11 protein-coding genes are annotated in these 12,591 nt (G+C 64.7%); 10 read left to right on the forward strand and 1 reads right to left on the reverse strand.

Annotation, left to right across the window (positions count from 1 at the left end):
• Positions 1–89 precede the first annotated feature (89 nt).
• The 10 genes from FS767_RS10010 to FS767_RS10055 all read left to right on the forward strand — a co-directional run bounded on the left by FS767_RS10010 (position 90) and on the right by FS767_RS10055 (position 11,633).
• The gene (locus tag FS767_RS10010; RefSeq protein ID WP_144965104.1) at positions 90–878 is read left to right on the forward strand and encodes an alpha/beta fold hydrolase; all 789 of its coding nucleotides are present in this window, start codon (positions 90–92) and stop codon (positions 876–878) included.
• Positions 875–1,729, forward strand: a complete 855-nt coding sequence (locus tag FS767_RS10015; RefSeq protein WP_144965106.1) for an alpha/beta hydrolase — start codon at positions 875–877, stop codon at positions 1,727–1,729. Before FS767_RS10010 ends, FS767_RS10015 begins: the two co-directional genes overlap by 4 nt.
• 109 nt (positions 1,730–1,838) lie before the next feature.
• On the forward strand, positions 1,839–2,633 hold the full coding sequence (locus FS767_RS10020) for a DUF4892 domain-containing protein (protein WP_144965108.1): 795 nt from the start codon (positions 1,839–1,841) through the stop codon (positions 2,631–2,633).
• Positions 2,634–2,644: 11 nt separating this feature from the next.
• Positions 2,645–3,694 carry an AI-2E family transporter gene (locus FS767_RS10025; protein WP_144965110.1) on the forward strand — a complete coding sequence of 350 codons (1,050 nt, stop codon included), beginning with the start codon at positions 2,645–2,647 and terminating at the stop codon, positions 3,692–3,694.
• A gap of 134 nt (positions 3,695–3,828) precedes the next feature.
• Complete coding sequence (gene kdpF, locus FS767_RS10030) at positions 3,829–3,918, forward strand: K(+)-transporting ATPase subunit F (RefSeq protein ID WP_058639621.1); 90 nt, start codon at positions 3,829–3,831, stop codon at positions 3,916–3,918.
• Positions 3,919–3,928: 10 nt separating this feature from the next.
• Complete coding sequence (gene kdpA, locus FS767_RS10035) at positions 3,929–5,623, forward strand: potassium-transporting ATPase subunit KdpA (protein ID WP_144965112.1); 1,695 nt, start codon at positions 3,929–3,931, stop codon at positions 5,621–5,623.
• A 9-nt stretch (positions 5,624–5,632) separates the two neighbouring features.
• A complete protein-coding gene (gene kdpB, locus FS767_RS10040) occupies positions 5,633–7,687 on the forward strand; it encodes a potassium-transporting ATPase subunit KdpB (protein WP_144965114.1) in 2,055 nt (684 codons plus the stop codon).
• 10 nt (positions 7,688–7,697) lie between these two features.
• On the forward strand, positions 7,698–8,264 hold the full coding sequence (kdpC, locus tag FS767_RS10045) for a potassium-transporting ATPase subunit KdpC (RefSeq protein WP_144965116.1): 567 nt from the start codon (positions 7,698–7,700) through the stop codon (positions 8,262–8,264).
• 22 nt (positions 8,265–8,286) lie between these two features.
• A complete protein-coding gene (locus FS767_RS10050; protein ID WP_144965118.1) occupies positions 8,287–10,941 on the forward strand; it encodes a sensor histidine kinase KdpD in 2,655 nt (884 codons plus the stop codon).
• Positions 10,938–11,633: a response regulator gene (locus tag FS767_RS10055; protein WP_144965120.1), complete on the forward strand. Its 696-nt coding sequence runs from the start codon at positions 10,938–10,940 to the stop codon at positions 11,631–11,633. Before FS767_RS10050 ends, FS767_RS10055 begins: the two co-directional genes overlap by 4 nt.
• Before the next feature lie 10 nt (positions 11,634–11,643).
• Here the strand turns inward: FS767_RS10055 and FS767_RS10060 are convergent, their stop codons facing one another.
• Complete coding sequence (locus FS767_RS10060) at positions 11,644–12,549, reverse strand: LysR family transcriptional regulator (RefSeq protein ID WP_144965122.1); 906 nt, start codon at positions 12,547–12,549, stop codon at positions 11,644–11,646.
• Between the last annotated feature and the right edge of the window lie 42 nt (positions 12,550–12,591).

Here is a 12,591-nt window from a genome sequence, read left to right on the forward strand (position 1 = left end):
TGATCGCCCTTGCCGATGACCTTTCCGAACGTTGCCTGGGGCTTGGTGGACAACCACAATGGGCCACTCTCTGCGCCCGGAAGCCCACCATGCCGCAACCGATATTCTTTGCCCATGCCAATGGGTTTCCGTCGGCAACCTACGGCAAGTTGTTCGCCGCCCTGGCGCCGGACTACTCTGTGCAGAGCTTGCCCCAGCACGGCCATGATCCGCGCTTTCCGGTAGACGCCAACTGGCAGAGCCTGGTGGACGAGCTGTTGTACCACCTTGAGCAGCAGCCAGGCCCCGTATGGGGCGTGGGACATTCGCTAGGGGGTGTTCTGCATTTGCATGCCGCCCTGCGGCGACCCGAGCTCTACCGGGGCGTGGTCATGCTCGACTCGCCCGTGCTGACCCGCGCAGACCAGTGGCTGCTGCGTGCTGCCAAGCACCTGGGCTTGATCGACCGCATTACCCCGGCCGGCCGGACGCTAGGTCGGCGCGCCGAATTCGAAGATCGGCTCAGTGCCCGCTCGTATTTCGCCAGCCGATCACTGTTCCGCCACTTCGACCCCGACTGCCTCGATGCCTACGTCGAGCATGGCCTGCACGAGCATCAGCACGCGCTGTGCCTGCGCTTCGATCCTGCTACCGAAATCAGCATCTATCGCAACGTACCCCACCTGAGCCCTGCGCCTGTACAGCAGTTGCACCTGCCGCTGGCCATGGTCCGTGGTCAGGCCAGTACCGTGGTGCGTCGTCATCATGCCTTGGCGGTGCGGGGCATGCCGAGGGGGGAATACCACAGCGTTCCGGGTGGCCACATGTTCCCGCTGGAGCACCCGGAAGATACCGCAAGCCTGATCAAGGGCCTGTTCGATCGGTGGAGTCAGGCATGAATATCCAGGTCGAAGACATACGCTTGAACCTTGGCCATATCGAGCTGGCCGGCCACGTGTTCGGCCCCGAGGACGGCCTGCCGGTGATCGCATTGCACGGCTGGCTGGACAACGCCAACAGCTTCGCGCGCTTGGCGCCCCGCCTTCGGGGCCTGCGCATCGTGGCCTTGGACATGGCCGGTCATGGCCATTCGCAACATCGCCCGCCGGGTGCCGGCTACGCGCTGGCCGACTACGCCTACGACATCGTGCGCGCAGCCGAGCAACTTGGCTGGGAGCGCTTCGCCCTGCTGGGGCATTCGCTTGGCGCTATCATCAGCGTGCAACTGGCCGCCGCACTGCCCGAGCGTGTCAGCCACCTGGCGCTCATCGATGGCCTCATCCCGCCTACCGGCGAGGAGCAGGATGCTGCCGAGCGGCTGGGGATGGCGCTGCGCGCACAGATGCGCCTCGACACCAAGCGCAAGTCGGTGTACAGCACCCAGGACCAAGGGGTGGAGGCACGCATGAAGGGCATGGTCGCGGTGAGCCGCGAAGCGGCCGAGCTGCTGGCCCAGCGTGGGCTGATGCCCGTGGCTGGGGGCTACAGCTGGCGCAGCGACAGTCGCCTGACCTTGCCCTCGCCGGTGCGCCTGACGCAAGCCCAGGCGATGGCCTACGTGCGGCACGTCAAGTGCCCCGGCTGCCTGGTGGTGGCAGCGCAGGGCATGCTGGCGCGTCGCGAGGGGTTGCTTGAGCAGCTACCCTTTGAACAGGTGACCTTGCCCGGTGGCCATCACCTGCACCTGAACGATGAGCAGGGCGCAACGCTTGTAGCAGACTGTTTCAATCGCTTCTTTGGCTTTGCTTGACTTGCACCGGACAAGTGTCGAGGCTTGGCGGGTTGATCAGGGAGACAACCATGCAATTGCCAGACATGTACATGCTTCACCTTGACGCCGAGCGCCGCGTGGGGCGCCTATGAATGCGCCTGCCGCCTTGCGTGGCCTCTTGGCCATCAGCGCTCTGCTCGCCAGCACCACGCTCTGGGCCGGCAGCCTGCCAGTGCCAGTGGACGCCAAGGTTGTCGATCAGCGCCCGGCTGTGCAGCAGGAGCGCATCTATCCATTGGGGCCACTGCGCAAGATCAGCGGCCGCCTGCGGGTGGAGGATAAAGTAGAGAGCCGTGGCCAGGTCAGTTCCACCACCTATGAGCTGCCGGTTGAGCGCTCCGCGCGGGAGGCTTTCACGCGCGCGCGCGAGGCCTTGCAGCAAGACGGCGGGTACCCGTTGTTCTGGTGCCAGGGCCGCGACTGTGGCGAGGCTAGCCTGTGGGCCAACGATGTCTTTGCCAATGCTCGGCTCAATGGTGGCGATGAGCGCCAGGCGTTCATCCTGCTGCGCCGCTCTGCCGAGCAGGCCGATACGTTGGTCGCACTCTACAGCGTGACCCGTGGTAACCGTCGGGCCTACCTGCATGTGGAGGAGTTCGTCGCCGCCAGCCCGTTGGGTGAACTGCTGCCTACTGCTGCAACCGTGCTGCGTGAAATGCGTGACACTGGCAAGCTCGATTATCCTGATCTGAGCGAGCCGCAGCCGGCCTGGGCAACCCTGCTTGCACGCAGCCTCAACCTGGACAGCACCTTGCGCGCCTCCCTGAGCGGCGCCCAGGCCGAGGCCTGGCGTGAAGCGCTGATAAAGGCCGGTGTACGCAGCGCTCGCCTGGAGCTCGGCGATTCGCCCACCGATGGCCTGCACCTCGAACTGATCCGTTGACGAGCAAGACCATGGTTGACAATGATCGCCTGCTGATCCAGATCCTTTTGCTGGCATTGCTTGGCGCCGGCCTGTGGGTCATGGCACCCTTCATCTCGGCGCTGCTGTGGGGCGCCATCCTCGCATTCGCCAGCTGGCCCTTGATGCGGTTCCTGACCCGCGTGCTGGGTGGGCGCGAAACCCTTGCCGCCGGATTGTTGACCAGCGCCTGGATCCTCATCGTGGCGCTGCCTTTGGTCTGGCTGGGCTTCAACCTGGCCGACCACATTCGTGATGCGACCTTGTTCGTGCGTGATGTGCAGGTCGATGGCCTGCCGAATGCGCCTGTGTGGCTGGTCGACATCCCGTTGGTAGGGGAACGCATGGCCAGCTGGTGGTCGTCGCTGGACCAGCAGGGCGCCGCGCTGCTGGCGTCGGTCAAACCTTACTTGGGGCAAGTAGGCAACTGGCTCCTGGCCCGCAGCGCGCAGATCGGCAGTGGCGTGCTGGAACTCACCCTGAGCCTGGTCTTCGTGTTCTTCTTCTACCGCGACGGGCCGCGGCTCTCGGCGTTCGTGCTTCGGCTGTTGCACCGGCTGACCGGCGAGCGCGCCGAGTATTACCTGAACCTGGTAGCCGGCACGGTACAACGGGTGGTCAATGGCGTGATCGGTACGGCGGCGGCGCAAGCCCTGCTCGCATTGATCGGCTTTCTCATCGCAGGCGTGCCGGGTGCCATCGTGCTTGGTTTGATCACCTTCATGCTCAGCCTGATCCCCATGGGCCCGCCGCTGGCCTGGCTGCCGGTGACCGGCTGGCTGATCTGGAAGGGTGACTACGGCATGGCGATCTTCATGGGTATCTGGGGCACCTTCGTGATCAGTGGCGTGGACAACGTGCTCAAGCCCTACCTGATCAGCCGTGGCGGCGACTTACCGCTGGTGATCGTGTTGCTCGGCGTGTTCGGCGGCCTGATTGCCTTCGGCTTCATCGGCCTGTTCATCGGCCCGACGTTATTGGCCATCGGCTACAGCCTGCTGCTGGACTGGAGTCGCAACGTGCAGCCTACCCCGACTGCCTAGGCCTGCCGCCTGGTCGAGCATGTTTCTTTACGTGTTCTTTATGCCAGGCCTGCCCCCACGATCTCGAGCCTTTACGCTGGCCTGACCGAAAATCCCCATAAAGCGGCCGCAGCCGCATCAACGGGGATTGATTCATGAACTTGCTCGAAGGGTTGTCACTGCTGATCGCAGTGGCCATGGCGGTGTACCTGCTGACGGCGCTACTACGCGCCGATCGCAGCTAAGGGGGCGCCAATGCACGCCTACGATATCGCCTTGCTGCTGGCCTTCTTCGCTATTGTCCTGCTACCGGCCCCTTGGCTGGGAAGGTTCTACTTTAATGTCATGGAAGGCCGGCGCACCTGGCTTACGCCATTACTGGGACCGATCGAAAATGCCTGTTATCGGGTGGCCGGGGTCTGCCCATCGCAGCAGCAGGGCTGGCGCCACTATGCCCTGGCGCTTCTGATCTTCAATTTGGTTGGGTTCCTACTGCTGTTCGGCGCACTGTTGGCCCAAGGCCTTCTGCCATTGAATCCGCAGCGCTTACCCGGCCTTGAGTGGTCGCTGGCCTTCAACACCGCAGTCAGCTTCGTGACCAACACCAACTGGCAGGCCTACAGCGGCGAGGCCTCCATAAGCTACCTGAACCAGATGCTCGGCCTGACCGTGCAGAACTTCGTCAGTGCGGCCACGGGCCTGGCCGTGCTGGTAGCCTTGTGCCGTGGTATCGCCCGTCGCAGCAGTGCGGCCTTGGGCAATTTCTGGGTGGACATGACCCGGGCCACGCTTTATGGGCTGTTACCCCTGTCCCTGGTACTGGCGCTGCTGTTGGTGTGGCAGGGCGTGCCCCAGACCTTCAGCGACTATGCCCATGCCCTGACATTGCAGGGGACTGAGCAGCTGATCCCGCTCGGCCCGGCAGCCAGCCAGATTGCGATCAAGCAGCTGGGTACCAACGGCGGAGGCTTCTTCGGCGTCAACTCGGCGCATCCGTTTGAAAACCCGACAGCGTGGAGCAACCTGTTCGAGGTGTCGGCGATCATCCTGATTCCCGTGGCCCTGGTGTTCATGTTCGGCCATTACGTGAAAGACCTGCGCCAGAGCCGCGCCATTGTGGCCTGCATGCTTGCATTGTTTCTGGTCGGCGGCGCATCGGCTTTGTGGTCCGAACACCAGCCCAACCCGGCGCTGCACGTCAGCGAGGTGGAGCAGGCAGCCCCTCTGGAAGGCAAGGAAAGCCGCTTCGGTACCACGGGCTCGGTGTTGTGGACGGTCACTACCACGGCAGCCTCCAACGGCTCGGTCAATGCCATGCACGACAGCCTCAACCCACTGACCGGCATGGTAGCCATGGTCAACATGATGGTCGGCGAAGTCATCTTCGGCGGCGTCGGGGCAGGCCTGTACGGCATGTTGCTGTTCGTGCTGATCGCAGTGTTCCTGTGCGGGCTGATGATCGGCCGCACGCCGGAGTACCTGGGCAAGAAGCTTCAAGCCCGCGAGGTACAGCTGTTGGTGGCGACGTTGCTGGTGATGCCGGTCGGCGTGCTGGTACTGGCCGCCGTCGCTGCCAGCCTGCAGGGGCCGGCCGCAGCGGTGAGCAACCCTGGCGCCCATGGCTTCAGCCAGTTGCTTTATGCCTATACCTCCGTGGCCGCCAATAACGGGTCGGCCTTCGCAGGCTTTGGCGCCAACACGGTGTTTCACAACCTCATGATCGGTCTGGCGATGCTGATCGGCCGTTTCGGTTACATCCTGCCTGTCCTGGCGCTGGCTGGGAGCCTGGCAGCCAAGCCACAGGCACCTCAAGGCCCGAACAGCTTTCCCACCCATGGGCCACTGTTCACCCTCCTGCTGCTGCTGACCATCCTGCTGGTAGGCGGGCTGACCTTCCTTCCGACCTTGGCCTTGGGGCCGATTGCCGACCATTTGAGCCAGGCCTATTGAGAGATGACCATGAACATGCCCATTCCAGAGATCAAGGCCCAACCAGACGCATCGGCCCAGACGCGGCTGGCCGCGCTGTGGCGGCCGGCGTTGCTGCAGGCGTTGCTCAAGCTCGATCCACGTCAGCTCAAACGCTCACCGGTCATGCTGGTGGTGGCCATTACGGCCTTACTGACCACCGTGCTGTGCCTGGCCCCGGCCAATGGCGTCACCCCAGGCGTTGCGGTGCAGATCACAGCCTGGCTGTGGTTCACCGTGCTGTTCGCCAACTTCGCCGAGGCCCTGGCCGAAGGCCGGGGTAAGGCTCGGGCCGACAGCCTCAAAGCCGGCAGCCAAGGGCTCTCGGCCAGGCGTCGCAATCCGGACGGCAGCTTCGACAACGTGCCGGCCGTATCCCTGCGCAAGGGTGATGTAGTCCGGGTGGAGGCTGGCGAGATGATCCCCGCCGACGCCGAGGTGATAGAAGGTATCGCTGCCGTCAACGAGGCAGCCATCACCGGGGAATCTGCGCCCGTCATTCGGGAGTCAGGTGGCGATCGTTCGGCGGTGACCGGCAATACCCGTCTGGTGTCGGACTGGCTGCTGATCCGCATCGCCAGCAACCCCGGTGACTCCACCCTGGACCGTATGATCGCCCTGGTCGAGGGCGCGCGCCGGCAGAAAACGCCCAACGAGATCGCCCTGGACATGCTGTTGATCGGCCTGACCCTGGTGTTTCTGATCGTGGTGGTGACCCTGCAACCCTTTGCTCACTTCGCTGGGGGCAGCTTGCCGCTGATTTTTCTGGCCGCGTTGCTCGTCACACTCATTCCCACCACCATCGGCGGCTTGCTCTCTGCCATCGGCATCGCCGGCATGGACCGCCTTGTGCGCCTCAACGTCATCGCACGTTCAGGGCGCGCCGTGGAAGCCGCAGGCGACGTACACACCTTGATGCTGGATAAGACCGGTACGATCACCTTCGGCAACCGTCGCTGCAGCGCACTGTACGCCGCGCCCGGTGTGACCGCCCGTGAGCTGGGGGAGGGGGCCTTGCTGGCTTCGCTGGCCGATGACACGGCAGAGGGCAAGTCGATCGTCGAGTACCTGCACCAGCTTCATGATTTCGTCGAACCGGCGGCCGGGCACTACCAACCGGTAGCCTTCACGGCCCAGACACGCCTGTCTGGTATCGACCTGGGGCCACGTCGTTATCGAAAAGGCGCCGTCGATGCGCTCCTTGCCTTCGTCGAGATGCAGCGCGCGGACATGCCGACAACCCTTGCTCGAGAGGTAGAGCGCATTGCCCAGTCAGGCGGTACGCCGTTGCTGGTGTGCCTCGACAAGCGTCTGCTGGGTGTGATTCACCTCAAGGATGTGGTCAAGCCTGGCATTGGCGAACGCTTTGCCGAACTGCGCAAGCTGGGTATCAGGACCGTCATGGTCACTGGCGACAACCCGCTCACGGCAGCCGCCATCGCGGCCGAAGCGGGCGTGGATGATGTGTTGGCAGAGGCAACACCGGAGAAAAAACTGGCGCGCATTCGCCAGGAGCAGCAAGACGGCCGTCTGGTGGCCATGTGCGGCGATGGTGCCAACGACGCGCCAGCCCTGGCCCAGGCGGATGTGGGTATGGCCATGAACGATGGCACCCAGGCTGCCCGGGAGGCGGCCAACATGGTCGATCTGGACAGCGACCCGACCAAACTGTTGGACGTGGTGCAGGTTGGCAAGGCGCTGCTCATCACCCGTGGGGCGTTGACGACCTTCTCCATCGCCAACGACGTGGCCAAGTATTTCGCCATCCTGCCAGCGTTGTTCGCGGTGATTTATCCGCAGCTGGGGGTGCTCAACGTCATGCAGCTGGCAAGCCCGCAGAGCGCGATCCTGTCGGCCATCGTGTTCAACGCACTGATTATCGTCGTGCTCATTCCGTTGGCCTTGCGTGGGGTGCAGGTACAGGCTGCCAGTGCTGCGCAGCTGCTCAGGCGCAACCTGCTGATCTACGGGCTGGGCGGCATCATCGTACCGTTCGCCGGCATCAAGGTCATCGACCTGTTGCTCAACGCCTTGCACCTGGTCTGAGGAGGCCATCATGACTGCATACCTACGCCCGGCTCTGAGCCTGGTTCTGTCGATGACCTTCCTGACAGGTGCGCTGTACCCCCTGGCAGTCACCGGTATTGCCCAGGTGGCGTTCCCCTACCAAGCCAATGGTAGCCTGGTGCAAGACGAGCAGGGTCGCGTGCGCGGCTCTGCCTTGATCGCCCAGCGCTTCGAGGGTGACGGTTGGTTTCATTCCCGTCCCTCGGCAGGTGATTTCGCGACCGTGGCCAGCAGCGCCAGCAACCTTGCCCCTGGCAACCCAGCCTTGATGCAGCGTGTTCAGGCACAGGCGGCTGCGCTGCACCAGCCAGGGCAGGGGCCGGTCCCAATGGCGCTGGTCACAACCTCGGGCAGTGGGCTGGACCCACACCTGCCGCCGCTGGCCGTGGCCTATCAGTTGCCACGGGTAGCCGCCGCCCGACATCTACCCATCGAACGCTTGCAGCGTCTGCTCGAAGCCGCCACGCTGCGCCCATTGGTGGGCCCTGCGGTGGTCAACGTCCTGGCCCTGAACCAGGCGCTGGAAAGGATGAGCCGTTCGGGCCAGGACTTGTGACCCTTGCTGTGAAGGAAACCCCATGAGTGACTCCGACCGCGCCGATGCGCTGCTGGCAGATTTCCCAAAGCCGGGGCGAGGGCGGCTGAAGGTTTTTCTTGGCGCCGCGCCCGGTGTCGGCAAGACCTTCGCCATGCTCACCCACGCCCATGCCCAGCAGCGCATGGGCCGCCAAGTGCTGGTAGGCGTGGTCGAAACCCACGGGCGTGCCGAAACCGAAGCCCTGTTGGCGGGCCTGCCCCAGCAACCGCTGTTGCGCACCCGTTACCGGGGCGTGACCCTGCACGCAATGGACCTCGATGGGGTGCTCAGTACCCCGGGCAGCCTTGTGCTGGTGGACGAACTGGCTCACAGCAACGCGCCGGGCAGCCGCCACGCCAAGCGCTGGCAGGATGTGCAGGAACTGCTAGCCGCTGGTATCGACGTCTACACCACAGTCAATGTCCAGCACCTGGAGAGCCTCAACGACAAAGTGCGCGACATCACCGGTGTTTTGGTGCGTGAAACGGTGCCGGACTGGGTGGTGCACGAAGCGTTCGACCTGTTGCTGGTGGACCTGCCGCCACGCGACCTGCTCGAACGGCTGCGCGAAGGCAAGGTGTACGTGCCTGAGCAAGCGCGGGCGGCCATCGACGCATTCTTTTCCCAGCGCAACCTCAGCGCGCTGCGGGAGCTGGCCATGCAGGCCGCTGCCGCCCAGGTCGATGCGGACGCCGCCCAGGGCTATCGCCAGGGCGGCACTGCAGCGCCAGCGCTGCGCGGGCGCTTGCTGGTCGGGGTCGATGGCGACGACCAGGCCGAGCGCTTGGTGCGTCATGCCAGCCGCGTGGCGCAGCGTCGGCACTTGCCCTGGAGCCTGGTCCACGTGGACAACGGGCGCCTGCTCGACGAGAACGGGCGCCAGCGAATACAAGCCGCCCAGCAACTGGCCGAGCGCCTGGGTGGGGAGGTGGTCGTGCTGCGCGCTGCGCAGGTGGCCCGTACGCTGATCGAGCATGCCCGAGAGCGGCGTGCCAGCCTGGTACTGGTAGGGCAGTCCCGTGAACGGTGGCGCCGCCGACTGTTCGGCGCAGGTGTCGCTGCACGGCTGCTGCGGGGCAGTCATGGTCTGGAGGTCAATGTGCTCAATCGCCAAGTCCAGCGCTCGGCACCCAAGCCCGCAGCCCGATATGTGTGGGCATGGCGACATTACCTGTTGGCGCTGGCCGCGACCGTCCTGGCGGCGGGCCTGGCCTGGGCGGTGACCAGCGTGCTGGCGTTGCCCAACATTTCCCTGGTGTTTCTGGCAGCGGTGCTGCTGGTGGCAGTGCGCACCAGCCTTGGGCCCGCCCTGGCTTGTGCGATGCTGTCCTTTCTGGCGTACGATTATCTGTTCATTGCGCCCAACTTTTCCCTGAGTATCCAGCGCGAAGAGGACGTGCTGACCCTGGTGTTTTTCCTGCTGATGGCCGCGCTCACGGGTAACCTTGCCGCGCGCCAGCGCAGTCAGTTGCAGGCCCTGCGTGAAACCCAGGCGCAAACCATCCAGTTGCTGGACCTGTCTCGCCGCCTGACCGGAGCCACGGACCGTCAGGCGGTGCTGGAGGCTGCCCACCAGCACCTCGATGGCCGGCATGGCTTGCAGGTCTGCATCCTGCAGCGCGACGAGCATGGCCAACTGTACGTAGCCAGCGGCGATCCCACTTCTTTTACCGATAACGAGCGCGCAGCGGCGCAGTGGGCCTGGCAGCACGACCAGGCGGCCGGATTTGGCAGCGATACACTGCCCGAAGGGCGTTGGTGGTGGTGGCCCTTGACCGTGGACAGCCAGCCTTTGGCCTTGATGGGCGTGGCTCAGTGCGCAGGCCAGGCGCTCAGTGGCCCCGAGCGGCGATTGCTGCGTGGCTTGGCGCAGCCAGTGGCCCAGGCCCTGGCCCGGGCACAGCTGTCCGAGCAGTTGGAGGCGGCGCGTCTGCACGGCGAGACCGAACAGCTGCGCAGTGCATTGCTGGCCTCCGTATCCCACGACTTGCGCACGCCGCTGACGTCCATGCGCGGCAGCATCGACAGCTTGCTGGCGTTGGGCGAGGCCATTGCCGAATCGGACCGGCGTGAGCTGCTCGAAGGCACCCGCGACGAAGCCGAGCGGTTGGACCGCTATATCCAGAACCTGCTGGACATGACCCGCTTGGGGCACGGCAGTCTCAAACTGGCCCGCGACTGGGTAGCGCCTGCCGACATCGTGGGCAGCGCGCTGCATCGACTGCGGGCCGTGCTGGCACCCCTGAACCTGGATACCCAGGTGCCGGCCAACTTGCCACTGCTGTTCGTGCATGCCGCGTTGATCGAGCAGGCCCTGGTCAACGTGCTTGAGAACGCCGCACGGTTTTCGCCTGCTCAGGGGCGCCTGTGTGTCGAGGTGACGGTGCACGACCAGCAGCTGCATATCGCCGTCACCGATGAAGGCCCTGGCATCGCCCTGGCGGACCGGGACAAGGTCTTCGACATGTTCTACACCGCTGCACGCGGTGATCGCGGTGGCCAGGGCACGGGCCTGGGCTTGGCGATCTGCCAGGGCATGGTCGGCGCCCATGGCGGTCAGGTCAGGGTTGGCGAGGGCATCGATGGTGTTGGCACCTGCATGACCTTATGCTTGCCGCTGCCTACCCAACCGGACACCGGAAGCGACGTGCCATGAGCCAGACCGCCACCTTGCTGGTCATTGATGACGAGCCTCAGATCCGCAAATTCCTGCGCATCAGCCTGGCTTCCCAGGGCTATAAAGTCCTTGAAGCGGAGAACGGCACCCAGGGGCTGGCGCAGGCTGCCTTGGGTAAGCCTGACCTGGTGGTCCTCGACCTTGGCCTGCCGGACATGGACGGGCAGCAGGTGCTGCGCGAACTGCGCCAGTGGAGCACGGTGCCGGTGATGGTCTTGTCAGTACGCGCCAGCGAAGTACAGAAGGTCGACGCCCTGGACGCCGGCGCCAATGACTATGTGACCAAGCCGTTTGGCATTCAGGAGTTTCTTGCACGCGTTCGTGCCCTGCTCAGGCAGGTGCCGCAGATGGGCAGCGCACCGGCCCGCATCAGCATCGGGCCGCTGACCGTCGATCTTTCCTTGCGACGCGTGACCCTGGAAGACGCCGATGTGACCTTGACCCGCAAGGAATATGCCCTGTTGGCGCAACTTGCGAGCCATCCCGGGCGCGTCATCACTCAGCAGCAACTGCTCAAGGACATCTGGGGGCCAACCCATGTGGGTGACACGCATTATTTGCGCATCGTGGTCGGGCACCTGCGGCAGAAGCTTGGCGACGACCCGATGGCGCCGCGCTTCATCGCCACCGAGGCAGGGGTAGGGTACCGATTGCTCGCGCCGGTGCAGTGAGCGGCCTGGCTCAGGCCCTGGGCGGGTCCTTTTCGAATAGCTTGCGGACACTGTCCAGGTAGTGCCTTGCGCCGAGGCCCAAGGGTCGAGGCTTGATCCAGATGATGTCCACCCACAGGCGCAGGCGACTGGCCATGTTGTCAAAGCGCACCTCAGCCAGCGCGCCCGACGCGATGAGCGGCTCGACCAGGGGCTGCGGCAGATAGGCCCAGCCAAGGCCTGAGTGCACCAGCTCCAGTGTGGCCAGGTAGCTATCGGTCAGCCAGATGCGCCGGGACAGCACCATGCGCGGGTCGGAGCCGGTGGGGTTGCCGGAGGCGACGATGATCTGCCGCTGTTCGGCGAAGGTTTCTTCGGGCAGGGGCAAGGCGCCCTGCATGCCGGCGGGGTGACGGGGGGAGGCGACTGCCACCAGTAGCTGACTGCCGGCTTCGAGAAACGACTCACGCTCATCGATACCTGGGCGTTCGAAGACCAGTGCCAGTTGCACGGTGCCGTCATGCAGCAAGCGGATGGCCTCGCGCTGGCTGGCCGAGCGCACCTCCACTTCCAGGCCAGGAAAGGCCTGCGCCAAGGCGTGTAGTGGTTGGCTCCAGGGCCCTGTTTGCAGTTCGGGTGCCATGGCGATGGTCAGGCGTTTTTCCAACCCTTGATGCAATTGCAGGGCCTGAGCATCGAGCAGGTTCAGCTGGCAGATCACCTGCCTGGCCTGCGGCTCCAACGCCAGCGCTGCGCTGGTGGGTAAGGCTTTGCGGGTGGTACGGTCGAACAGCGGCAGGTCTAGTTCTGCCTCCAGTTGCGCGATGGCCATGCTGATCGCGGATGGCACCCGGCCTAGCTTGCGCGCTGCAGCGGAAAAAGACCCGGCCTCCAGCACGGCCAGGAAGATCGTCAGGGAGTCACTGGTGAAGGCCATGCGGGTGCCTGCTGATGAGCCGATTGGGTGGGGCGAGGGTAA

Origin of the sequence: Pseudomonas sp. DE0010, assembly GCF_007680745.1 — a bacterium.
Lineage (GTDB): Bacteria > Pseudomonadota > Gammaproteobacteria > Pseudomonadales > Pseudomonadaceae > Aquipseudomonas > Aquipseudomonas parafulva_B.

Bases quoted from the DNA above. Each gene is read 5' to 3' on its own strand.
- kdpB (WP_144965114.1), top strand. From the start codon at position 5,633: ATGAACATGCCCATTCCAGAGATCAAGGCCCAACCAGACGCATCGGCC.
- FS767_RS10050 (WP_144965118.1), top strand. From the start codon at position 8,287: ATGAGTGACTCCGACCGCGCCGATGCGCTGCTGGCAGATTTCCCAAAG.
- FS767_RS10055 (WP_144965120.1), top strand. From the start codon at position 10,938: ATGAGCCAGACCGCCACCTTGCTGGTCATTGATGACGAGCCTCAGATC.
- FS767_RS10060 (WP_144965122.1), bottom strand. From the start codon at position 12,549: ATGGCCTTCACCAGTGACTCCCTGACGATCTTCCTGGCCGTGCTGGAG.
- FS767_RS10020 (WP_144965108.1), top strand. From the start codon at position 1,839: ATGAATGCGCCTGCCGCCTTGCGTGGCCTCTTGGCCATCAGCGCTCTG.
- kdpC (WP_144965116.1), top strand. From the start codon at position 7,698: ATGACTGCATACCTACGCCCGGCTCTGAGCCTGGTTCTGTCGATGACC.
- FS767_RS10025 (WP_144965110.1), top strand. From the start codon at position 2,645: ATGGTTGACAATGATCGCCTGCTGATCCAGATCCTTTTGCTGGCATTG.
- FS767_RS10010 (WP_144965104.1), top strand. From the start codon at position 90: ATGCCGCAACCGATATTCTTTGCCCATGCCAATGGGTTTCCGTCGGCA.
- kdpA (WP_144965112.1), top strand. From the start codon at position 3,929: ATGCACGCCTACGATATCGCCTTGCTGCTGGCCTTCTTCGCTATTGTC.
- FS767_RS10015 (WP_144965106.1), top strand. From the start codon at position 875: ATGAATATCCAGGTCGAAGACATACGCTTGAACCTTGGCCATATCGAG.
- kdpF (WP_058639621.1), top strand. From the start codon at position 3,829: ATGAACTTGCTCGAAGGGTTGTCACTGCTGATCGCAGTGGCCATGGCG.